A 22,549-nucleotide genomic window follows, 5' to 3' on the forward strand; every position below is an offset into this window, starting at 1 on the left:
GAACGCATTGTCGGACAAAGACCATGGAGCATCTCGACACCCTGATCATCGGCGCCGGCGCCCTCGGCCTGGCCTGCGCCGCCCGCCTGGCAGGCCACGGCCGCAGCCTGCTGATCGCCGAGGCGGAAAAGCGAATCGGCAGCCATACCTCCAGCCGCAACTCGGAGGTCATCCATGCCGGCCTCTACTACCCGCCCGGCTCCCTCAAGGCCGAACTCTGCCTGGAAGGCCGCGAACGCCTGTATGCCTGGTGCGCGCGCCATGGCGTCGGCCATCGGCGGATCGGCAAGCTGCTGGTGGCGGTCCACGAAGACGAATGCGCCAGGCTGGAAGGCCTGCAAGCCAATGCCGCGGCCTGCGGGCTGCACGAACTGCAGCCGCTGGACCGCGACCAGCTGCGTCGCCTGGAGCCTGAGGTCAAGGCCGTCGCCGGGCTGCTCTCTCCGCACACCGGAATCCTCGACAGCCACGCCTACCTGCAGTCGCTGCTCGCCGCCACCGAGCGCCAGGGTGGCCAGTTGGCCCTGGCGACCCGTATCGAGCGCCTGGAGCCACACCCCGACGGCTGGCTGGTCAGCGGCACCAGCGCCAGCGAGCCCTTCCAGATCCTCGCCGACGAGGTGATCAACGCCGCCGGGCTCGACGCCCAGGCACTGGCCGCGCGCATTCCCGGCCTGCCGGCGGCGGCCGTACCGCGCCTGCACCTCTGCCAGGGACGCTACTTCAGCTACAGCGGCCGCTCGCCGTTCCAGCACCTGATCTATCCGATGCCGGAGGCCAACACCGCCGGCCTGGGCATCCATGCCACCCTGGACCTCGGCGGCCAGCTGCGCTTCGGCCCGGACGTGCACTACCTGGAGCGGCTCGACTACAGCGTCGACGAGGCCCTGCGCGCCCCCTTCGCCGCGGCGATCCGCCGCTACTGGCCGGGGCTGGACGCCGACCGCCTGGTCCCCGCCTACAGCGGCGTGCGCCCCAAGCTGTCCGGTCCGGGTGAACCGCCGGCGGATTTCGTCATCCAAGCCCCTGCACAACACGGGCTGGTCGGTCTCATCAACCTGTTCGGCATCGAGTCGCCGGGGCTGACCGCCAGCCTGGCCATCGCCGAGCGCGTCGCCGCGGCACTCCGGCAATAGAAGCCCGCCCCGGCCGCGGCGCTATACTCGCCCCTTCGGCAAGCGATCATCACAAAGGAATAGTCGTCCATGAAATCCATCGGCAGAATCCTGGGTCTGCTCTTCCTCGGGCTATTGCTGATTCTGGTGGCCCTGGGCTTCGCCCTCACCCACCTCTTCGACCCCAATGACTACAAGGACGAGATCCGTCAGATCGCCCGCGACAAAGCCAATCTCGAACTGACCCTGAACGGCGACATCGGCTGGAGCCTGTTCCCCTGGCTCGGCCTCGAGCTGCACCAGGCCAGCGTGGCCAGCGTGATCACACCGGACAAGCCGTTCGCCGAACTGGACATGCTCGGCCTCTCGGTGCGGGTGCTGCCGCTGCTGCACCGTGAAGTGCAGATGAGCGACATCCGCGTCGAAGGCCTCAAGCTCAGCCTCAATCGCGACAAGCAAGGGCGCGGCAACTGGGAAGACATCGGCCGCCCGGCCAAGCCGGCCGAGGGCAGCGCCCAGGCACCGGCGGAAGCGCCCAAAGGCGAGGCACCGGACGTCGACGGCCAGGCCAAGCCGACCGGTCAGCCCCTCAAGCTGGACATCGACAGCCTGATCGTCAACAACGCGCGAATCGACTACAGCGACGAGCGCAGCGGTCAGCAACTCAGCGCCGAGAGCATCCAGATCACCACCGGCGCCATCCGCGAAGGCATCAACATCCCGCTGAAGATGACCGCTTTCCTCGGCACCAACCAGCCGCTGATGCGCGCCAAGACCGAGCTGACCGGCGAACTGCGCTTCGACCGCAGCCTCGGCCGCTACCAGCTCGAGAACCTGCGCCTGAGCGGCGAGGCCTCCGGTCAGCCGCTGGAAGGCAAGACCGTCACCTTCGTCGCCCAGGGCCAGCTGCTGCTCGACCAGGCCGCGCAGATCGCCGAATGGAACGGCCTCAAGCTATCGGTCAACCAACTGCGCGCCCTCGGCGAGCTCAACGTCCGCGGTCTGGACAAGGCGCCCAAGCTCAGCGGCGCACTGTCCATCGCCGAATTCAACCTGCGTCAGTTCCTCGAAGGGCTCGGCCAGCAGCTGCCGGCCATGGCCGACGCCAAGACCCTCAGCAAGGTCGAGCTGGTCAGCCGCCTGGACGGCAGCGCCAACAGCCTGGCCCTCGAGGAGCTCAAGCTGAAACTCGACGACAGCAGCTTCAGCGGCCGCCTGGCGCTCGCCGACCTGGCCAAGCGCGCCCTGCGAGTGCAGCTCAAGGGCGACCGCCTGGATCTCGACCGCTACCTGCCGGCCAAGGCCGCCAGGGAGGCCGACGCGGCCAGCACCAGCCGCAAGGCCGAGGTGAAAAGCACGGTCACCGCCGCCACCACCAGCGGCACCAGCCCGCTGCCGGTCTCGCCCACGCAGCAGGCCTGGAGCGACGCGCCCATGCTGCCGGTCGACCAGTTGCGCGACCTCGACCTGCAGCTGGAACTCAGCCTCGGCCAACTGCTGTTCGACAAATTGCCGATCGACAACGCCGCACTCAAGATCCAGGGCCAGGGTGGCCTGTTAAGCCTCCAGGATCTGCGCGGCGAGCTGTTCAACGGCCGCTTCGAATCCAAAGGCACGCTCGACGTCCGCCAGGCGGTGCCGCAGCTCAGCCTGCAAAACCGCATCAGCCAAGTGCCGTTGGAGAAGCTGATCGAAAGCCAGGGCGAGAAGTCGCCGCTCAGCGGCCGCCTCGACCTGAGCAGCGACCTGAAGACCAGCGGCAACAGCCAGAAGGACTGGATCGACACCCTCAACGGCACCGCCAGCTTCACCCTGCACAACGGCGTGCTGCTCGACGCCAACCTCGAGCAGCAGCTCTGCCAGGGCATCGCCCTGCTCAACCGCAAGAGCCTGGGCATCACCCCGCGCGGCAAGGACACCCCCTTCGAGGAACTGCGCGGCAGCCTGACCTTCACCAACGGCGTGGCCAGCAACCCGGACCTGCGCGCACGCATCCCCGGCCTCAGCGTCAAGGGCAACGGCGACCTCGACCTGCGCGTGCTGGGCATGGACTACCGCCTCGGCGTGGTCATCGAAGGCGACAAGAGCGAGATGCCCGACCCGGCCTGCCAGGTCAACCCTCGCTACGTCGGCCTGGAGTGGCCGGTCCTGTGCCGTGGCCCGCTGGAACTGGGCGCCCGTGCCTGCCGCCTGGACCGCGACGGCCTCGGCAAGATCGCCGCCAAGCTGGCCGGCGAGAAGCTCACCGAGAAACTCGAGGAGAAGATCGGCGACAAGGTCAGCCCCGAGCTGAAGGACGCCCTCAAGGGCCTGTTCAAGCGATGAGTCCGGAGCAGTTCGCCGCGGCCGTGCTCGCCTGGTACGACGTCCACGGCCGCAAGGACCTGCCCTGGCAGCAGGGCATCACCCCCTACCGGGTGTGGGTCTCGGAAATCATGCTGCAGCAGACCCAGGTGAGCACCGTGCTCGGCTACTTCGACCGTTTCATGGCCGCCCTGCCGAGCGTGCACGAGCTGGCCGCGGCGCCCGAGGACGAGGTGCTGCACCTGTGGACCGGGCTGGGCTACTACACCCGCGCCCGCAACCTGCAGAAGGCCGCGCGGATCATCGTCGAGGAGTACGGCGGCGAGTTCCCCCGCTCGGTGGAACGGCTCGCCGAACTGCCCGGCATCGGCCGCTCCACCGCCGGCGCCATCGCCAGCCTGAGCATGGGCCTGCGCGCGCCCATCCTCGACGGCAACGTCAAGCGCGTGCTGGCTCGCTACGCCGCCCAGTCCGGCTATCCCGGAGAGCCCAAGGTAGCGGCGAAGCTCTGGGAGCTGGCCGAGCGCCTGACTCCGTACCAGCGGGTCAACCACTACACCCAGGCGATGATGGATCTGGGCGCTACCCTCTGCACCCGCAGCAGGCCCAGCTGCCTGCTCTGCCCGGTGCGTAGCGGCTGTCGCGCCCATCTGCTCGGCCGCGAGACCGCCTACCCGGAACCCAAGCCGCGCAAGGCACTGCCGCAGAAGCGCACCCTGATGCCCATCCTGGCCAGCCGCGAGGGCGCCATCCTGCTCTACCGGCGGCCTTCCAGCGGGCTCTGGGGCGGGCTCTGGAGCCTCCCCGAGCTGGACGACCTGAGCGCCCTGGCGCCGCTCGCCGCCAAGCACCGGCTACACCTCGGCGAGCGCCGCGAGCTACCGGGCCTGACCCACACCTTCAGCCATTTCCAGCTGGTCATCGAGCCCTGGCTGGTCCGCGTGGAGTCGGCCGCCCCCGGCGTGGCCGAAGGCGACTGGCTCTGGTATAACCTCGCCACCCCGCCGCGCCTGGGGCTCGCCGCCCCGGTGAAGAAACTGCTCAAGCGCGCGGCTGCCGAGTTGAATGCAGGAGAGTCGCCATGACCCGCACCGTGATGTGCCGCAAGTACAAAGAGGAATTGCCCGGTCTCGACCGGCCGCCCTATCCGGGGGCCAAGGGTGAGGACATCTACAACAACGTCTCGAAGAAGGCCTGGGACGAGTGGCAGGCGCACCAGACCCGGTTGATCAACGAACGCCGCCTGAACATGATGAACGCCGAGGACCGCAAGTTCCTCCAGGAGGAGATGGACAAGTTCCTCTCCGGCGAGGACTACGCCCAGGCGGAAGGCTACGTGCCACCCAGCCACTGAGGCGGGTCGGACGTAACCGCCCGTCATTGTTGGAAAATTTTTTGCGCCGTTGCTTGACAGCGAAGTCTTAAATCCGTTTAATGGCGCCCCGTTGCCCAGGTAGCTCAGTTGGTAGAGCAGGGGATTGAAAATCCCCGTGTCGGCGGTTCGATTCCGTCCTTGGGCACCATCTTCGAAGCCCCTGGTTCTTCCTGAGACCCAGGGGCTTTTTCGTTTCCGCCTTCCGGCTGCCGCCCGCCTCGGGTGGAATCCCCATTTTCATGAAGCATTTCAATAAGGACCATGGATTTTCTGCGTTTGCCCGGATAATCCTGCCTCGCCGATCCTGTGCGCACTTCGAACGACATGCGAATCACGGGAGGCTCCCATGAAAACCGTCGCACAGCTCCTCGCGACCAAGCAAAACCAGCAGGTCCACACCATTGCCCCGCAAAGCACCGTGCTGGATGCCCTGCGGCTGATGGCCGAGAAGAACGTCGGCGCTCTGCCGGTGGTCGAGGACGGGCAGTTGGTTGGCGTGATCAGTGAACGCGACTACGCCCGCAAAGTGGTCCTGCAAGGCCGCTCCTCGGTGGGCACGCCGGTCAGTGCGGTGATGAGCGCACCGGTGGTCACCGTGGCGCCGAAGCAGGACCTGCGCACCTGCATGGAGCTGATGACCGCCCGCAAACTGCGCCATCTGCCGGTGGTGGACGACACCCGACTGATCGGCCTGCTGTCGATCGGCGACCTGGTCAAGGAAGTGATCGCCGAGAAGGACGGCCTGATCGACCAGTTGGAGAAATACATCCGCGGCGAATGAGACCCCACCGCCATCCGCCTGCCGCTGGCGCTCCACCGGGAACGCCAGCACAGCCACCAATTCGGCGAGAAACCCGGCGTCGGCCCTGTTAAGATGTCGCGCCGATACTCCGGCACCGCACCTATTCGGCACCGTCACCGCTCCCGCCTGGCCGCCTCTCCGCCGCCACCGGCTGGCATCGACACAGGCTTCCGACCAATCTTGTGTCCTGGCGACAACTGTCGTCAGCGATGCGACAAGCTGCCGCACGTGCCCGCTTCGCCCCGGTTCGCGAGCTTGGCTGGCCTTCCGACGCTATGCTAGCTTGGCGCCTCGCAAGGATGGCCAGCAGTGCCGGAGTGCATCCGCAGAGAAAACAAGAGGACCCCCTATGGCCGAGGCGAAACCCGCGTTGGAAATCCGCAATTTGCACAAGCGCTACGGCGACCTCGAGGTGCTCAAGGGGATCTCCCTGACCGCTCGCGACGGCGACGTGATTTCCATCCTCGGCTCCTCGGGCTCCGGCAAGTCCACCTTCCTGCGCTGCATCAACCTGCTGGAAAACCCGCACCAGGGGCAGATCTTCGTCGCCGGCGAGGAGCTCAAGCTCAAGCCCGGCCGGCACGGCGAACTGGTCGCCGCGGACGGCAAGCAGATCAACCGCCTGCGCAGCGAGATCGGCTTCGTCTTCCAGAACTTCAACCTGTGGCCGCACATGACGGTGCTCGACAACATCATCGAGGCGCCGCGCCGTGTGTTGAAGCAGAGCAAGGCCGAGGCCATCGAGGTGGCCGAGGCGCTGCTCGCCAAGGTCGGCATCGCCGACAAGCGCCACGCCTACCCCAACCAGCTCTCCGGCGGCCAGCAGCAGCGTGCCGCCATCGCTCGCACCCTCGCCATGCAGCCGAAGGTGATCCTCTTCGACGAGCCCACCTCGGCCCTCGACCCGGAGATGGTACAGGAAGTGCTTAACGTCATCCGTGCGCTCGCCGAAGAGGGGCGTACCATGCTGCTGGTCACCCACGAAATGAGCTTCGCCCGCCAGGTCTCCACCGAGGTGGTCTTCCTGCACCAAGGCCTGGTGGAAGAACAAGGGCCGCCGGAACAGGTGTTCGACCACCCGACCTCGGCGCGCTGCAAGCAGTTCATGTCCAGCAATCACTAAAACATACGGAGCGACATCGAAATGATGAACTACAAGAAGATTCTGCTGGCGGCAGCCGCTACCCTGGCATTCGGCTCCGGCGCCTTTGCCGCGGAGAAGCTGAAACTCGGTACCGAGGGCGCCTACCCGCCCTTCAACATGATCGACGCCAGCGGTCAGGTCACTGGCTTCGACGTGGAGATCGGCCTGGCGCTGTGCGCCAAGATGAAGGTCGAGTGCGAGATCGTCACTTCCGACTGGGACGGCATCATCCCGGCTCTGAACGCCAAGAAGTTCGACTTCCTGATCGCCTCCATGTCGATCACCCCCGAGCGCCAGCAGGCCGTTGACTTCACCGACCCCTACTACACCAACAAGCTGCAGTTCATCGCCGCCAAGGACGCCGACTTCAAGACCGACAAGGACAGCCTGAAGGGCAAGGTGATCGGCGCCCAGCGCGCGACCATCGCCGGCACCTGGCTGGAGGACAACCTGCGTGACGTGGTGGACATCAAGCTCTACGACACCCAGGAAAACGCCTACCTCGACCTGGCCTCCGGGCGCCTCGACGGCGTGCTGGCGGACACCTTCGTGAACTGGGAATGGCTGAAGAGCGACGCCGGCAAGGACTTCGAGTTCAAGGGCAACCCGGTGTTCGACAATGACAAGATCGGCATCGCCGTGCGCAAGGGCGACCCGCTGCGCGAGCGCCTGAACGCCGCGCTGAAGGAAATCGTCGCCGACGGCACCTACCAGAAGATCAACGACAAGTACTTCCCGTTCAGCATCTACTGATCTGCGCCGGGGGCGCCGCGGCGGCGGCGTTCCCCGCCAGTCCTGATCGCCCATGACCCTCGATCTCTACGGATTCGGCCCGGCCCTGGCCGCCGGCACCCTCATGACCATCAAGCTGGCGCTCTCCGCGCTGAGCCTGGGTCTGGTGCTCGGCCTGCTCGGCGCCCTGGCCAAGACCTCGCCCTTGCGGCCCCTGCAGTGGCTGGGCGATGCCTACTCGACCATCGTCCGCGGCGTCCCCGAACTGCTCTGGGTGCTGCTGATCTACTTCGGCACGGTCAACGGCATGCACGCTCTTGGTGCCCTGTTCGGCCGGCCTGACCTGGAACTGAGCCCGTTCGCCGCCGGTACCATCGCCCTCGGCCTGTGCTTCGGCTCCTACGCCACCGAGGTGTTCCGCGGCGCCATCCTGGCCATCCCCAAGGGCCACCGGGAGGCAGGCCTGGCCCTCGGCCTGAGCAAGACGCGCATCCTCTGGCGCCTGGTGCTGCCGCAGATGTGGCGCATCGCCCTGCCCGGCCTGGGCAACCTGTTCATGATCCTGATGAAGGACACCGCCCTAGTTTCCGTTGTCGGCCTCGGCGAGATCATGCGCAGCGCGCAGATCGCCGTGTCGGTCACCAAGCAGCCGTTCACCTTCTTCATGGTGGCCGCGCTGATCTACCTGAGCCTGACGATCATCGCCATGATCGGCCTGCACTTCCTTGAAAAACGCGCCAGCCGCGGATTCGTGAGGGGTTCGCGATGAACTGGGAAGTCATCATCAAGTGGCTGCCGCGCCTCGCCGAAGGCGCCACCCTGACCATCGAGCTGGTCGCCATCGCCGTGCTGGCCGGGCTGATCCTCGCCCTGCCGCTGGGCATCGCCCGCGCCTCGCAGCACTGGTACGTGCGCGCCCTGCCCTACGCCTACATCTTCTTCTTCCGCGGCACCCCGCTGCTCGTGCAACTGTTCCTCGTCTACTACGGCATGGCGCAGTTCGAGGTGATCCGCAAGGGCCCGCTGTGGCCCTACCTGCGCGATCCCTACTGGTGCGCGATCATCACCATGACCCTGCACACCGCCGCCTACATCGCCGAGATCATCCGCGGCGCCATCCAGGCGGTACCGCCGGGCGAGGTGGAGGCCGCGCGGGCGCTGGGCATGTCCAAGTGGCAGGCGCTGTTCCACATCATCCTGCCGCGCGCCGCGCGCATCGGCCTGCCGGCCTACAGCAACGAGGTGATCCTGATGCTCAAGGCCAGCGCCCTGGCCAGCACCATCACCCTGCTGGAACTCACCGGCATGGCGCGGACCATCATCGCCCGCACCTACCTGCCGGTGGAGATCTTCTTCGCCGCCGGGCTGTTCTATCTGCTGATCGCCTTCGTGCTGGTCCGCGCCTTCCGCCTGCTGGAACGCTGGCTGCGCGTCGATGCCATGCATCAGGGGCGCTGAGCCTGCCTTGGGGCGGTGGCGGCCAAGCCGGGCTAAGATAGGCGCCCAGCCACTCGCCGCCCCCCCATGATGCTGTCCGGTCCCGCCCTGCACGAGCGCTTCCAGGCCCTCGACGACTTTCTCCTCGCCCACCAGGCACTCTGGCGGCCACGGCCGTTCCGGCACCGCCGCCTACCCTGGGAGGAACGCCATCCCGAACTGGCCGCCTGGCTACGTCGCCGCACCCTGGCCGAGGCCGAAACCGCCCACGGCCAACCGGAACAGCTTGACGCCCCGGAGCCCTTCCCTCAGCTGGCGGCCCGCGCCCATGAGCTCGCCAGCCTCGGCGAACTGCCAAGCCGGGACATACTCCTACCGGAAGCGCGCTTCGCCAGCGACGTGCCCGGACGCAAGTGGCAGCAGATCCAAGCCTTCTCCCGGCACCTGCGCTTCGCCACGGAACCTCGCCACTGGCTGGACTGGTGCTCCGGCAAGGGGCACCTCGGTCACCTGCTGGCCTGGCAGACAGGCGAAACCACCTGCCTGGAACACGACCCCGCTCTAGTAGAAGCCGGCCGGCAGCTGGCCCAACGCCGCAAAGTGGCCGCACGGCATCTGCAGCAGGACGTGCTCGCCGCGGACGCCATCCTGCAGGTGCGCGCCGAACACACCCCGGTGGCCCTGCACGCATGCGGCGACCTGCACGTACGTCTGCTGCAGCTGGCCAGCCGCGCCGGCTGCCGGCAACTGGCGGTCGCCCCCTGCTGCTACAACCGCACCAGCACGCCCCGCTACCAACCCCTCTCGATCGCCGCCCGAGCCTCGCAACTAACACTCGACCGCGATGACCTCAGCCTGCCGCTCAGCGAGACCGTCACCGCCGGCACCCGCGTCCGCCAGCAACGCGACACCTCCATGGCCCGCCGCCTGGCCTTCGACCTGCTGCAACGGGAACTACGCAGCGAGGATGCCTACCTGCCTATCCCCTCGCTGCCCAGCACCTGGCTGCACAAGGACTTCCACACCTACTGCCGCGACCTGGCCGCCCTCAAGGATCTGCCCACGCCACCCGAGCGCGACTGGCCCGCCCTGGAGGCCCAGGGGTGGCAGCGCCTGGCCGAAGTTCGCAACCTCGAACTGCTCCGCGCCCTGTTCCGCCGCCCTCTGGAACTCTGGCTGCTGCTCGACCGTGCCCTGTACCTGGAGGAGCGCGGCTACCAGGTGCGCCTCGGCCGCTTCTGCGCCCACCAGCTCAGCCCGCGCAACCTTCTGCTACTTGCCGAGCGGCCCTGAGTTACCCCCACAAACTGTGGATAACTCTGTGGAGCCTTTTGGGGCAAAACGCTGCGAGGTACGGCAGACGGGGGCGGGAAGAAACTGGCGAAAAATCACCCACACACACAGAAAAGCCAATGAAAACAGCAGCTTGTGAAAAATAGTCATATCCGCGGGAGAGAATACGGCACCTCCGTGCTAACCAAATGCCGCATGTGCATAAGCGCCGCGTCTCCCCAGCCCCTGCCACCCTCAGCTTTACTCCCCCCCGCCAACCGCTATAATGGCCGCCCGCCAAGGCCGGTATAGCTCAGCAGGTAGAGCAACTGACTTGTAATCAGTAGGTCCCGGGTTCGATTCCTGGTGCCGGCACCATACAAATCAAAGGCTTACGTGAAAACGTAGGCCTTTTTTGTGGATAAAATCCGGGCCGGGGTAGGATTGGGGTAGGGATTTGCCACAAGTCCTTATTTTTCTTAGAAAAAATCCACCCTCCTGCCTTGTTCCCAGGCACTAGATCTTCCCTCTCCTCAACACAGCTCCATCTCCTTCACACCCACCGCCCGCGTCACACTGCCGCGATCCAGCATGGGGCAGCCTTCATGATGCACGTGTTTCTCATGCCCGGCGCCTCTTACCCAGCCTTGTAAAAACCACCAAGGACTGCATTCATGGATGGACACTCGCCGACCCCGAAGCTGCCTATGCACCAGAACACCAGCGACCACATCCCGTGCTCCCTGACACAGGATCTGGATCAAGCGCTGAGCGTCAGAGGCGACGCCGCACCGGATCAACTCCATGACGCCGCCCAGCTACGCCAGCAGCTTTGACCGGGGTGCGGCATGCACTGACCTGCTCGCAGGAACTGAACAACCTGGAGAACGCCTTGCTCAGCAATTGCCTGCTTGCGCTGCGGATCCTCAGCACCGACGCAGCCACTCTGTATGCAGCCGCATATGCGAAACAACAGGCGCCCACCTACCCCCCTGGACGCAAGGGGCGTGACGGTTTCGAGTTTCTGTTGGACGCTGGGCTCGACGTTGTTTCAATCCACAGCGTGACCCGACTCCAATCTGGGTGGTTTTGGCCGCATCGACCAGTTTCAATCCACACGCCCGCGAGGGGCGTGACGAGGCGCGGGAGAAAGAGCTGCTTGCCGAGCTGGTGTTTCAATCCACACGCCCGCGAGGGGCGTGACTCTGCTTCAGCGATTCGAGGCAATCCCCCAGGTGTTTCAATCCACACGCCCGCGAGGGGCGTGACCTGGCTGTCGGCGATCAGGTCGGCACAGGCCGCCAGCGGGGACAGCAAGCCGAAGGACAGCAGACATGCCCCGCTCAACCGACCGGGCAGCAAGGTGTTGGCAAGGGGTATGGCAGTAGGTGCCATGGTGTTCTCCGCAAGGGCTTGTTGTTGTTTTCCCGAGGGAGTATTCGCAAGATGCCGGGCAAGCCGTTATCGGCTCAGCGCAGCCACTTGCGTGAGCGCGCAATTATTCGCGGCAGGCCCTGTTACGGGGCTGCGGCGCTGGGCAGCATAGGGGCTGCGATACCTTATTTCCGGATCCGGCCACCACATGCTGATCACGTTGAGCCTTCTCTGGGCGCTACGCTCGTCGCGTCCCCTGCTGCGCTGGCTTCTGGCCGCCGCGCTGCTCGCTGGGCTGGTCGGCGGCTGGCCGGACAGCAACGAGGCCAGGGCCGCACAGCCGGAATTCGTCGGCAGCCAGGCCTGTGCCAGCTGTCATCTGCGCGAACACCAGGCCTGGCAGTCCTCCCAGCACGCCCAGGCCATGCAGCACGCCAGCGCCGCCACCGTGCTGGGCAACTTCGACGATGCCCGCTTCACCTACGCAGGCGTGGAAACCCGTTTCTACCAGCGCGACGGCCGCTACTTCGTCTACACCGACGGTCCCGACGGGCAACTCGCCGAATTCGAGATCCGCTATACCTTCGGCGTCGAACCGCTGCAGCAGTACCTGGTGGAGTTTCCCGACGGACGCCTGCAGGCACTGTCCATCGCCTGGGACAGCCGTCCGGCCAGCGCTGGCGGGCAACGCTGGTTCCACCTCTACCCGGACGCCGAGGTGGACCACCGCGACCCACTCCATTGGACCCGCCCGGCACAGAACTGGAACCACATGTGCGCCGACTGTCATTCCACGAACCTGCGCAAGGGCTACGACAGCAGCCGGGATCGCTTCGCCACCCGCTGGGCGGAGATCAGCGTCGGCTGCGAGGCCTGCCATGGACCAGGTTCCGCCCATCTACAGTGGGCCCGCCAGGGCGCCGGCGGAGAGGCCCACAAGGGACTGACCCTGCTGCTCGACGAGCGCAAGGGCATAAGCTGGCGGCGTAGCCTGGAGCAGCTCACCGCCCACCGCGAGTCGCCGCTGGAGAGCCGCAAGGAACAGCAGGTCTGTGCCCAGTGCCATTCGCGGCGCCTGCAGGTCGCCGAGGGCTATCACGCCGGCAAGCCACTGGCCGACCACTACCTTCCGGCACTGCTCGAACCCGGGCTGTACTACCCGGACGGCCAGCAGCGCGAGGAGGTATTCGTCTCCGCCTCCTTCGAGCAAAGCCGCATGCATGCCGCCGGGGTAACCTGCAGTGACTGCCACGAGCCGCACAGCCAGCAACTACGCGTCCAGGGCAATGCACTGTGCACCCAGTGCCATGCCCAGAGCCATTACGACAGCCCGCGCCATCACTTCCATGACGAAGCCTCCCCCGGCTCCCAGTGCGTGTCCTGCCACATGCCGGAAACCACTTACATGGTGATAGACCCGCGCCGCGATCACAGCCTCAGGATTCCCCGCCCGGACCTCAGCGCCAGCCTGGATGCGCCCAATGCCTGCAACCAGTGCCATGCCGATCGCTCGACCGCCTGGGCGACGGAGGCCATCCGCAGGCATCACCCCGAGCCACGTCAGGGCTACCAGCAGTTCGCCGCCAGTTGGTCGGCGGCCGAACGGGGCCTGCCTGGAGCGACGGCGGCGCTCGCCCGTCTGCTCAGCGATCCCCGCCAGCCGGCGCTGATCCGCGCCAGCTCGGCCAGGCGCCTCGGCCAGCCGGACAGTCCCCTGGCCCTGGATGCCCTGCGCCAGGGCCTGGCCGACCCCGACGCCCAGGTACGGCGCGCCAGCCTGGGCGCCCTGGAGAGCCTCCCGGCAGCCCGCCGCGTGCAGTGGATTGCCCCGCTGCTGAGCGACCCGGTCCGCAGCGTCCGGGCCGAAGCGGCGCGTCTGCTGGCAGACGCCCCCGTGACTGAAGAGCTGCAGGCCTCCTTCGCCAGCGCCCTGGAGGAATACGAAGCCCAACTGCGGTTCAATGCCGACCGGGCCGACGCCCGCACCGAGCTGGCCAGCCTTCGTCGCCGCCAGGGCCTGCAGCTGGCAGCCATGGAGCAGTTGAACGCGGCCCTGCGCCTGGATCCCCTGTACGAGCCGGCCTACGTGGAACTGGCCGACCTGCAGCGCCAGGCCGGCGACGAAGCCCGAGCCACGGCACTCCTGGAAGAAGGCCTGCGCCAGCGTCCGCAATCAGCCCTGCTGCACTATGCCCTGGGCCTCGGCCTGGTCCGCCAACAGCGCCAGGCGGAGGCCCTGCCCCACCTGCAAAAATCCCACGAGCTGGCGCCCACGGATGCACGCTACGGCCTGACCCTGGCCCTGGCCTTGCACCCCGGCCAGCCACGCCAGGCCCTGCAGGTCCTGGAGCGGGTCCTGAAAAGCCGTCCGCACGACACCAATCTGCTCTGGCTGGCCGCCGTGTACAGCCTGGAACAGGGCCAGGCGCCCCGTGCAGCCGGCTACGCCGAGCGTCTGCTACGCCTCAACCCGACATCGACCAAGGCTGTGACGCTGTTGAACCTGGCACGCCGGCAGGCTGACGGCCAGCCCCGATAAGTCCGCTCCTGCAGCGGGCGATCACTAGCGAACCTTGGGGATCCCCCCTTGTCCATGTCTGCCCAACCTCTTGGCGGCATAATCTCCTCTCGCACCCCCATCGCGTAGCCAAACCATGACCACCGCCCCGCCCCGTCGTCCCCGCTGGCGCAGCCTGATCCTGCTGGCCCTGCTGCTCGCGCCGCTGCTCTGGCCGCTACAGCAGCTCGCCGAGCGCTACTACAGCACCCAGCTGGCCGAGCAGAACCGCCAGACCCTCGATCTCTACGTCGCCAACCTGCTGGGCACGCTGCGGCGCTTCGAAGTGCTGCCGGCGATCCTCGGCGGCCTGCCGGCGCTGCGCGACCTGCTCTCCGAGCCCGCTGACCCGGCGCGGGTCGACGCCGCCAACCGACTGCTCACCGAGGTGCGCGGCGCCACCGGCGCCGACGTGATGTACCTGCTCGCCCCCAGCGGGCTGACCCTGGCCAGCTCGAACTGGGACCAGCCGGACAGCTTCGTCGGCCTCAACTTCTCCTTCCGGCCCTATTTCCAGGAGGCGCTGTCCGGCCGGCTGACCGGCTTCTTCGGCCTCGGCACCACTTCGGGACGGCGCGGCTATTACTATGCGGCGCCCATCGGCGAGCCCGGGCATGTGCTCGGCATCCTGGTGGTCAAGGTCAACCTGGACGACGCCGAGAAGCTGTGGGGCAACACCCCGGAACAGGTGCTGGTCACCGACGGTCACGGCGTGGTGATCCTCACCTCGCGCGCCGACTGGCGGTTCCGGGCCAGCCGCCCGCTGAGCGCCGAGGAACACCGGCGGATCGCCGCCGAGCAGCCCTACCCGACCCTCGATCCCCTGCCCCTGGCGCTCGACGCCAACGCCTGGCTGATCCAGAGCCGCGAGCTTGCCGAAACCGGCTGGACGGTGAGCATCCTCGCCCCGCATCGCCTGGTCGACCGTCCGGTGCGCACCGCGGTGGCGATCGGCGGCGCGGCGCTGCTGGTGCTGCTCCTGCTCCTCGGCCTGCTTCTGCAGCGCCGCCGCCACTACCTGGAGCGCATCGCCCTGGACGCCCAGGCGCGCCGCGAGCTGGAGCTGCGCGTGCTGGAGCGCACCCGCGACCTGGAGACCCTGAACAGCCGCCTCAAGGAGGAGGTGCTGGAGCGCGAGCAGGCCCAGCAAGAGCTGATCCGCGCCCAGGACGAGCTGGTCCAGGCTGGCAAGCTGTCGGCCCTCGGCACCATGAGCGCGAGCATCAGCCACGAGCTCAACCAGCCGCTGGCAGCGATCCGCAGCTACGCGCAGAACGGCGAGGTGCTGCTCGACCACGGGCGCGTCGAGGAGGCGCGCGGCAACCTGCGTTCGATAGGCGAGCTGACCGGGCGCATGGCGTCGATCATCGCCCACCTGCGCGCCTTCGCCCGCCGCGACCACCACGCCCCGGAGCGGGTCGCCCTGCAGCCGGCCATCGACGACGCCCTGGCGCTGCTCGCCAAGCGCCGCCGGGCGCTGGACGTGGAACTGATCCGCGACCTGCCGGAAGCCACCTTCTGGGTGCAGGCCGGCGAGACCCGCCTGCGCCAAGTGCTCGGCAACCTGCTGGCCAACGCCCTCGACGCGCTGAGCGAGAAGGCCCCTCCGCGGCGCATCTGGATCAGCGCCAGCCAGGACGAGGAGGGCGTGCGCCTGACTCTGCGCGACAACGGCCCGGGGTTCAGCGCCGAGGCCCTGGTCCACGCCCGTGAGCCCTTCTTCACCACCAAGACCAGCACCCAGGGGCTGGGCCTCGGCCTGGCCATCTGCGATACCCTGATGCGCGCACTCGGCGGCGAACTGCTGCTGGACAATCACCCCGAAGGCGGCGCTCTGCTGACCCTGCGCCTGCGCAATGCCGAGCCCGGCGCCGCCCTGCCGTCTCCCGAGGACACCTTTGCATGACTGCCATCCCCGACGCCCAGGTTCTGCTGATCGACGACGACCCCCACCTGCGCCAGGCGCTGGCCCAGACCCTGGACCTCGCCGGCCTGCGGGTCGCCGCCCTGGAGGACGCCCGCGGCGTCGCCGAGCGACTCGACCGCGACTGGCCGGGGGTGGTGGTCAGCGACATCCGCATGCCCGGGGTGGACGGCCTGCAGCTGCTCGAACAGCTGCACGCCCGCGACCCGGAGCTGCCGGTGCTGCTGATCACCGGCCACGGCGACGTGCCCCTGGCGGTGCAGGCGATGCGCGCCGGGGCCTACGACTTCCTGGAGAAGCCGTTCGCCAACGAGGCGCTGCTCGACGGCGTGCGCCGCGCCCTGGAGCTGCGCCGTCTGGTCCTCGACAACCGCAGCCTGCGCCTGGCCCTGGCCGACCGCCGCCAGCTGGAGGCGCGGCTGCTCGGCCAGTCACCGGGCGTGCAACGCCTGCGCGAACAGATCGGCGCCCTGGCAGCGATCAACACCGACGTGCTGATCCTCGGCGAGACCGGCTCCGGCAAGGAGGTGGTGGCACGCGCTCTGCACGACCTGTCGGCGCGCCGCGCCGGCCCCTTCGTGGCGATCAACGCCGGCGCCCTGGCCGAGTCGGTGGTGGAGAGCGAGCTGTTCGGCCATGAGCCGGGGGCCTTCACCGGCGCGCAGAAGCGCCGCATCGGCAAGTTCGAATTCGCCAACGGCGGCACCCTGTTCCTCGACGAGATCGAAAGCATGAGCCTGGACGTGCAGGTCAAGCTCCTGCGCCTGCTCCAAGAGCGGGTGGTCGAGCGCCTCGGCGGCAACCAGTCGATCCCCCTGGACATCCGGGTGATCGCCGCCACCAAGGAGGACCTGCGCCAGGCCGCCGAGCAGGGCCGCTTCCGCGCCGACCTCTACTACCGGCTTAACGTCGCGCCACTGCGCATCCCGCCGCTGCGCGAGCGCGGCGACGACATCCTCCTGCTGTTCCAGCACTTCGCCGCCAAGGCCGGCGAGCGCCACGGCCTGCCGCCGCGCAGCCTGCTGCCGGCACAGCGCGCCGAGCTGCTTCGCCACGCCTGGCCGGGCAACGTGCGCGAGCTGCAGAACTGCGCGGAACGCTTCGCCATCGGCCTGGACCTCGAGCTGCCGCTGGACGGCCCCGCGCCCACCGAACCGGCGCCGGCCGCCCAGGGCCTCAGCGCCCAGGTGGAGGCCTACGAGCGCAGCCTGATCCTTGCCGAGCTGGCCAACCCGCACCCCTCGCTGCGCAGCCTCGCCGAGGCCCTCGGCATCCCGCGCAAGACCCTCCACGACAAGCTGCGCAAGCACGGCCTGAGCTTTTCCGGACCGAGCGGCGACTGAGCGCTCCCCCACCCTGCGCCTGCCCCCGCGCCACAGGGGCAGGCGGCGCTCGCCCCCGCTCGCCGGCCGGACCAGCCCTGGCAGACACCGCCCCTGTGCCGCTCGACCGCCCTGGCGCCGGCCAGCGAAGCACAGCGCACGGCGGCGGGTCGAATCCCTACCGTTCCTCTCCCGCCCCCGAAATAGTCGCCTGCCGTTGATCCACGTCATGTCCCGCCATCGCAGTCGGTCTTAACTGGAGACGACGGCTTCGTCACACCAGGAGGTTTGCAATGTCAGGCTCCACTCAGAAGTTACGTCTCCCCGCACTGGTGGCCCTGGTGGTGGGCTCCATGGTGGGCGGCGGGATATTCTCCCTTCCCCAGAACATGGCCGCCAGCGCCGATGTCGGTGCCATCCTGATCGGCTGGGCGATCACCGCGGTGGGCATGCTGGCCCTGGCCTTCGTGTTCCAGACCCTGGCCAACCGCAAGCCCGACCTGGACGCCGGCGTCTACGCCTACGCCAAGGCCGGCTTCGGCGACTACATGGGCTTTTCCTCGGCCTGGGGCTACTGGATCAGCGCGTGGATCGGCAACGTCGGCTACTTCGTGCTGCTGTTCAGCACCCTGGGCTACTTCTTCCCGGTGTTCGGCGAGGGCAATACTCCGGCGGCGATCATCGCCGCCTCGGCCCTGCTCTGGGCGGTGCACTTCCTGGTCCTGCGCGGCATCCGCGAGGCGGCCTTCGTCAACACCATCACCACCATCGCCAAGCTGGTGCCGCTGCTGCTGTTCATCCTGATCTGCTTCTTCGCCTTCCGCCTGGAGATCTTCACCCGCGACATCTGGGGCAGCTCGAACCCCGAACTGGGCAGCGTGCTGAACCAGGTGCGCAACATGATGCTGGTCACCGTCTGGGTGTTCATCGGCATCGAGGGGGCGAGCATCTTCTCGGCGCGCGCCGAGAAGCGCAGCGACGTCGGCAAGGCCACGGTGATCGGCTTCGTCACCGTGCTCCTGCTGCTGGTGCTGGTCAACGTGCTGTCCCTCGGCATCCTCACCCAGCCGGAGCTGGCCAGACTGCAGAACCCGTCGATGGCCGGGGTGCTGGAACAGGTGGTCGGCCACTGGGGGGCGGTGCTGATCAGCATCGGTCTGGTGATCTCCCTGGTCGGCGCCCTGCTCTCCTGGGTGCTGCTCAGCGCCGAAATCCTCTTCGCCTCGGCCCGCGACCACACCATGCCGGCCTTCCTGCGCCGCGAGAACGCCCGACACGTACCGGCCAACGCCCTGTGGCTGAGCAACGCGCTGGTCCAGCTGTTCCTGGTCGTCACCCTGTTCAGCGCCAGCACCTACCTGAACCTGATCTACCTGGCCACGTCGATGATCCTGGTGCCCTATTTCTGGTCGGCGGCCTACGCGGTGCTGCTGCCGCTGCGCGGCGAGACCTACGAGAACGACGCCCGCGAGCGCAACAAGGACCTGGCGATCGCCCTCGTCGCCCTGCTCTACGCGGCCTGGCTGCTGTACGCCGGCGGCATCAAGTACCTGCTGCTCTCCGCACTGCTCTACGCGCCGGGGGCGCTGCTGTTCGCCAAGGCCAAGCACGAGCTCGGCCAGCCGGTGTTCACCCCCCTCGAGAAGTTAATCTTCGCCGCCGTGGTGGTCGGCGCCATCGTCGCCGCCTACGGACTCTATGACGGCTTCCTCACCCTCTAGATTCGCAAGGAGATCGCGACCATGAACCAGGAGAAGATACCCCTTGGCGTGCATTCCGAGGTCGGCAAGCTGCGCAAGGTGATGGTTTGCTCGCCGGGGCTGGCGCACCTGCGCCTGACCCCCAACAACTGCGACGAGCTGCTGTTCGACGACGTGATCTGGGTGTCCCAGGCCAAGCGCGACCACTTCGACTTCATGACCAAGATGCGCGAGCGCGGCGTCGAGGTGGTGGAGATGCACAACCTGCTCGAGGAGACGGTGCAGAACCCGGCGGCGCTGGCCTGGATCCTCGACCGCAAGATCACCGCTCACCAGGTCGGCCTCGGCCTGGTGAGCGAGGTGCGCGACTTCATCGCGCAGCTGCCGCCGCGCCGGATCGCCGAGTTCCTGATCGGCGGGGTGTCCGGCGCCGACCTGGCGCGCTGGCGCAACAGCGAGACGGTGAAGATGTTCAACGCCTACCTGGGCGAGGCCAGCTTCATCCTCCCGCCCCTACCCAACACCCAGTTCACCCGCGACACCACCTGCTGGATCTACGGCGGCGTCACCCTCAACCCCATGTACTGGCCGGCGCGCCGCCAGGAGACCCTGCTCGCCGCGGCCATCTACAGGTTCCACCCGGACTTCGCCGGCGAGGACTTCCCGATCTGGTTCGGCGACCCCGACCAGGACCACGGCGCTGCCACCCTGGAGGGCGGCGACGTGATGCCGATCGGCAACGGCACGGTGCTGATCGGCATGGGTGAGCGCACCTCGCACCAGGCCGTCGGCCTGCTCGCCAAGCGCCTGTTCGAGGCCGGCGCGGTGGACAAGGTGGTGGTCGCCGGGCTGGGTCGCTCACGGGCCACGATGCATCTGGACACGGTGTTCAGCTTCTGCGACCGCGACCTGGTGACCATCTTCCCGGAAGTCGCCCACCGCATCGTGCCCTTCGTGCTGCGCCCGGACGAGAGCAAGCCCGGCGGCATCGACGTGCGCCGCGAGGACAAGCCCTTCCTCCAGGTGGTCGCCGACTGCCTGGGCCTGAAGAAGCTGCGCGTGGTGGAAACCGGCGGCGACGCCTACGAGGCCGAGCGCGAGCAGTGGGACGACGGCAACAACGTGGTGGCCCTGGAGCCCGGGGTGGTGATCGGCTACGACCGCAACACCTACACCAACACCCTGCTGCGCAAGGCCGGCGTCGAGGTGATCACCATCAGCGCCAGCGAGCTGGGCCGCGGTCGCGGCGGCGGACACTGCATGACCTGCCCGATCATCCGCGACCCGGTCGACTACTGACCGTCCCAAGCCGTCCGGCACGGCCCGCCCGCCGGCGCCGTGCCGCCCGCTGCCGTAGCGGCGGAGCCAAGACTTCAGCCTTCGAGGAGGAGCCCATGGCCTTCAACCTGCACAACCGCAGCCTGCTCAGCCTGCTGCACCACAGCCCGCGCGAGCTGCGCTACCTGCTCGACCTGTCCCGCGACCTCAAACGCGCCAAGTACACCGGCACCGAGCAGCAGCACCTGAAAGGCAAGAACATCGCACTGATCTTCGAGAAGACCTCCACCCGCACCCGCTGCGCCTTCGAGGTGGCCGCCTACGACCAGGGCGCCCATGTCACCTACATCGACCCCAACTCCTCGCAGATCGGCCACAAGGAGAGCATGAAGGACACCGCCCGGGTGCTCGGCCGCCTGTACGACGCCATCGAGTATCGCGGTTTCAGCCAGGAGACCGTCGAAGAGCTGGCCAGCTACGCCGGGGTGCCGGTGTTCAACGGCCTGACCGACGAATACCACCCGACCCAGATGCTCGCCGACGTGCTGACCATGCGCGAGCACAGCGACAAGCCACTGCACGACATCCGCTACGCCTACCTGGGCGATGCGCGCAACAACATGGGCAACTCGCTGCTGCTGATCGGCGCCAAGCTCGGCATGGACGTGCGCATCGCCGCGCCCAAGGAGCTCTGGCCCAGCGACGAGCACGTCGCCACCTGCATGAAGTTCGCCGAGGAGAACGGCGGCCTGATCACCCTCACCGAGGATCCCAGGGAAGCGGTACGCGGCGTGGACTTCGTGCACACCGACGTCTGGGTGTCCATGGGCGAGCCGATGGAGGCCTGGGGCGAGCGCATCCGGTTGCTGCTGCCCTACCAGGTCAACCGCGAGATCATGCGCGCCACCGGCAACCCGCGGGTCAGGTTCATGCACTGCCTACCGGCCTTCCACAACAGCGAGACCAGGGTCGGCAGGCAGATCGCCGAACGGTATCCGCAGCTGGCCAACGGCATCGAGGTCACCGAGGAGGTCTTCGAATCGCCCTGGAACATCGCCTTCGAACAGGCGGAGAACCGCATGCACACCATCAAGGCGATCCTGGTGGCGACCCTGGCGGATATCTGACCACCGCTCCCCTCGCCAGCCCGCCGGAGAGGGGAGTCGCGCCCCAAGCCACTACCGACCCGTTCCCCGACAAAGGAGCCCCACCCCATGCGCATCGTCATCGCTCTGGGCGGCAACGCCCTGCTGCGTCGCGGCGAACCCCTGACCGCGGAGAACCAACGCGAGAACGTGCGGATCGCCTGCCAGCAGATCGCCAGGGTGCATCCCGGCAACCAGCTGGTGATCGCCCACGGCAACGGTCCGCAGGTCGGCCTCCTGGCCCTGCAGGGCGCCGCCTACGACGCCAGCCATCCCTACCCGCTGGACGTGCTGGGCGCGCAGACCGAAGGCATGATCGGCTACATGATCGAGCAGGAGCTGGGCAACCTGCTGCCCGCCGAAGTGCCCCTAGCCACCCTGCTCACCCAGGTGGAGGTGGACGCCAAGGACCCGGCCTTCCAGCACCCGAGCAAGCCCATCGGCCCGGTCTACGCGAAAGAGGAAGCCGAGCGTCTGGCCGCTGAGAAGGGCTGGCGCATCGCCCCCGACGGCGACAAGTACCGCCGCGTGGTGGCCAGTCCGCGGCCGCGGCGCATCTTCGAGATCCGCCCGGTCAAGTGGCTGCTGGAGAAGGACACCGTGGTGATCTGCGCCGGCGGCGGCGGCATCCCCACCCTGTACGACGCCAGCGGCAGGCGCCTGTCCGGCGTCGAGGCAGTGATCGACAAGGACCTCTGCGCCTCGCTGCTGGCCCGCGAGCTGGACGCCGACCTGCTGGTGATCGCCACTGACGTGGACGCCGCCTACCTGGACTGGGGCCGGCCGAACCAACGGGCCATCGCCGCGGCCCATCCGGAGGAGCTGGAAGGGCTCGGCTTCGCCGCCGGTTCCATGGGCCCCAAGGTGCAGGCCGCCTGCGAATTCGCGCGGGCCACCGGGCGACCGGCGGTGATCGGCTCGCTGGCGGACATCGAGGCCATAGTCGCCGGTCAGGCCGGTACCCGGGTATCCACCGCCCATGCCGGGCTGTACTGCCGCTGAGGCGCGCGGCGACGGCCCTGCCGCCATCCGCCCGGCGGTCGCGTGACCAGGCGCACCCATCGTGAC

Annotated in this window: 17 protein-coding genes and 2 tRNA genes; all 19 read left to right on the plus strand. The window is 67.8% G+C overall.

All coding sequences use genetic code 11. The features are described from left to right. Positions 1–23 precede the first annotated feature (23 nt). Entirely contained in the window at positions 24–1,136 is a 1,113-nt protein-coding gene (locus tag H165_RS0103830) for an NAD(P)/FAD-dependent oxidoreductase (RefSeq protein ID WP_017937588.1), read from the plus strand. Between the two features lie 69 nt (positions 1,137–1,205). Further along, positions 1,206–3,440, plus strand: coding sequence for an AsmA family protein (locus tag H165_RS0103835; protein ID WP_017937589.1), 2,235 nt, complete (start codon positions 1,206–1,208; stop codon positions 3,438–3,440). Further along, entirely contained in the window at positions 3,437–4,504 is a 1,068-nt protein-coding gene (gene mutY, locus H165_RS0103840; RefSeq protein WP_017937590.1) for an A/G-specific adenine glycosylase, read from the plus strand. Before H165_RS0103835 ends, mutY begins: the two co-directional genes overlap by 4 nt. Next, positions 4,501–4,773 (plus strand): oxidative damage protection protein, encoded by a 273-nt coding sequence (locus tag H165_RS0103845; protein ID WP_017937591.1) that lies wholly within the window; start codon positions 4,501–4,503, stop codon positions 4,771–4,773. Before mutY ends, H165_RS0103845 begins: the two co-directional genes overlap by 4 nt. A gap of 93 nt (positions 4,774–4,866) precedes the next feature. Beyond that, a tRNA-Phe gene (locus H165_RS0103850) sits at positions 4,867–4,942 on the plus strand. A gap of 198 nt (positions 4,943–5,140) precedes the next feature. Beyond that, on the plus strand, positions 5,141–5,575 hold the full coding sequence (locus tag H165_RS0103855) for a CBS domain-containing protein (protein ID WP_017937592.1): 435 nt from the start codon (positions 5,141–5,143) through the stop codon (positions 5,573–5,575). A gap of 370 nt (positions 5,576–5,945) precedes the next feature. Then, positions 5,946–6,719, plus strand: coding sequence for an ABC transporter ATP-binding protein (locus H165_RS0103860; RefSeq protein WP_017937593.1), 774 nt, complete (start codon positions 5,946–5,948; stop codon positions 6,717–6,719). A 21-nt stretch (positions 6,720–6,740) separates the two neighbouring features. Further along, positions 6,741–7,493: an ABC transporter substrate-binding protein gene (locus H165_RS0103865; RefSeq protein ID WP_017937594.1), complete on the plus strand. Its 753-nt coding sequence runs from the start codon at positions 6,741–6,743 to the stop codon at positions 7,491–7,493. Between the two features lie 52 nt (positions 7,494–7,545). Further along, a complete protein-coding gene (locus H165_RS0103870) occupies positions 7,546–8,241 on the plus strand; it encodes an ABC transporter permease (RefSeq protein WP_017937595.1) in 696 nt (231 codons plus the stop codon). Then, positions 8,238–8,930, plus strand: a complete 693-nt coding sequence (locus H165_RS0103875; protein ID WP_017937596.1) for an ABC transporter permease — start codon at positions 8,238–8,240, stop codon at positions 8,928–8,930. Before H165_RS0103870 ends, H165_RS0103875 begins: the two co-directional genes overlap by 4 nt. A gap of 66 nt (positions 8,931–8,996) precedes the next feature. After that, on the plus strand, positions 8,997–10,202 hold the full coding sequence (locus tag H165_RS0103880; protein ID WP_017937597.1) for a methyltransferase: 1,206 nt from the start codon (positions 8,997–8,999) through the stop codon (positions 10,200–10,202). A gap of 281 nt (positions 10,203–10,483) precedes the next feature. After that, a tRNA-Thr gene (locus tag H165_RS0103885) sits at positions 10,484–10,559 on the plus strand. A gap of 1,204 nt (positions 10,560–11,763) precedes the next feature. Beyond that, positions 11,764–14,094: a HEAT repeat domain-containing protein gene (locus tag H165_RS0103895; RefSeq protein WP_017937599.1), complete on the plus strand. Its 2,331-nt coding sequence runs from the start codon at positions 11,764–11,766 to the stop codon at positions 14,092–14,094. Positions 14,095–14,209: 115 nt separating this feature from the next. Continuing rightward, complete coding sequence (locus tag H165_RS0103900) at positions 14,210–16,018, plus strand: sensor histidine kinase (protein WP_017937600.1); 1,809 nt, start codon at positions 14,210–14,212, stop codon at positions 16,016–16,018. Further along, positions 16,015–17,379, plus strand: a complete 1,365-nt coding sequence (locus H165_RS0103905; protein ID WP_017937601.1) for a sigma-54-dependent transcriptional regulator — start codon at positions 16,015–16,017, stop codon at positions 17,377–17,379. Before H165_RS0103900 ends, H165_RS0103905 begins: the two co-directional genes overlap by 4 nt. Positions 17,380–17,651: 272 nt before the next feature. Then, the gene (arcD, locus tag H165_RS0103910; protein WP_017937602.1) at positions 17,652–19,079 is read left to right on the plus strand and encodes an arginine-ornithine antiporter; all 1,428 of its coding nucleotides are present in this window, start codon (positions 17,652–17,654) and stop codon (positions 19,077–19,079) included. Positions 19,080–19,100: 21 nt separating this feature from the next. After that, on the plus strand, positions 19,101–20,357 hold the full coding sequence (gene arcA / locus H165_RS0103915) for an arginine deiminase (RefSeq protein WP_017937603.1): 1,257 nt from the start codon (positions 19,101–19,103) through the stop codon (positions 20,355–20,357). Between the two features lie 95 nt (positions 20,358–20,452). Next, positions 20,453–21,463: an ornithine carbamoyltransferase gene (locus H165_RS0103920; RefSeq protein ID WP_017937604.1), complete on the plus strand. Its 1,011-nt coding sequence runs from the start codon at positions 20,453–20,455 to the stop codon at positions 21,461–21,463. 87 nt (positions 21,464–21,550) lie between these two features. Beyond that, positions 21,551–22,483, plus strand: a complete 933-nt coding sequence (gene arcC / locus H165_RS0103925; RefSeq protein ID WP_017937605.1) for a carbamate kinase — start codon at positions 21,551–21,553, stop codon at positions 22,481–22,483. Positions 22,484–22,549 lie beyond the last annotated feature (66 nt).

The sequence above is a fragment of the Pseudomonas thermotolerans DSM 14292 genome (assembly GCF_000364625.1).
Taxonomy (GTDB): domain Bacteria; phylum Pseudomonadota; class Gammaproteobacteria; order Pseudomonadales; family Pseudomonadaceae; genus Aquipseudomonas; species Aquipseudomonas thermotolerans.

Coding starts and splice junctions, on each gene's coding strand:
- H165_RS0103830 (WP_017937588.1), top strand. CDS start 24: ATGGAGCATCTCGACACCCTGATCATCGGCGCCGGCGCCCTCGGCCTG.
- H165_RS0103835 (WP_017937589.1), top strand. CDS start 1,206: ATGAAATCCATCGGCAGAATCCTGGGTCTGCTCTTCCTCGGGCTATTG.
- mutY (WP_017937590.1), top strand. CDS start 3,437: ATGAGTCCGGAGCAGTTCGCCGCGGCCGTGCTCGCCTGGTACGACGTC.
- H165_RS0103845 (WP_017937591.1), top strand. CDS start 4,501: ATGACCCGCACCGTGATGTGCCGCAAGTACAAAGAGGAATTGCCCGGT.
- H165_RS0103855 (WP_017937592.1), top strand. CDS start 5,141: ATGAAAACCGTCGCACAGCTCCTCGCGACCAAGCAAAACCAGCAGGTC.
- H165_RS0103860 (WP_017937593.1), top strand. CDS start 5,946: ATGGCCGAGGCGAAACCCGCGTTGGAAATCCGCAATTTGCACAAGCGC.
- H165_RS0103865 (WP_017937594.1), top strand. CDS start 6,741: ATGATGAACTACAAGAAGATTCTGCTGGCGGCAGCCGCTACCCTGGCA.
- H165_RS0103870 (WP_017937595.1), top strand. CDS start 7,546: ATGACCCTCGATCTCTACGGATTCGGCCCGGCCCTGGCCGCCGGCACC.
- H165_RS0103875 (WP_017937596.1), top strand. CDS start 8,238: ATGAACTGGGAAGTCATCATCAAGTGGCTGCCGCGCCTCGCCGAAGGC.
- H165_RS0103880 (WP_017937597.1), top strand. CDS start 8,997: ATGATGCTGTCCGGTCCCGCCCTGCACGAGCGCTTCCAGGCCCTCGAC.
- H165_RS0103895 (WP_017937599.1), top strand. CDS start 11,764: ATGCTGATCACGTTGAGCCTTCTCTGGGCGCTACGCTCGTCGCGTCCC.
- H165_RS0103900 (WP_017937600.1), top strand. CDS start 14,210: ATGACCACCGCCCCGCCCCGTCGTCCCCGCTGGCGCAGCCTGATCCTG.
- H165_RS0103905 (WP_017937601.1), top strand. CDS start 16,015: ATGACTGCCATCCCCGACGCCCAGGTTCTGCTGATCGACGACGACCCC.
- arcD (WP_017937602.1), top strand. CDS start 17,652: ATGTCAGGCTCCACTCAGAAGTTACGTCTCCCCGCACTGGTGGCCCTG.
- arcA (WP_017937603.1), top strand. CDS start 19,101: ATGAACCAGGAGAAGATACCCCTTGGCGTGCATTCCGAGGTCGGCAAG.
- H165_RS0103920 (WP_017937604.1), top strand. CDS start 20,453: ATGGCCTTCAACCTGCACAACCGCAGCCTGCTCAGCCTGCTGCACCAC.
- arcC (WP_017937605.1), top strand. CDS start 21,551: ATGCGCATCGTCATCGCTCTGGGCGGCAACGCCCTGCTGCGTCGCGGC.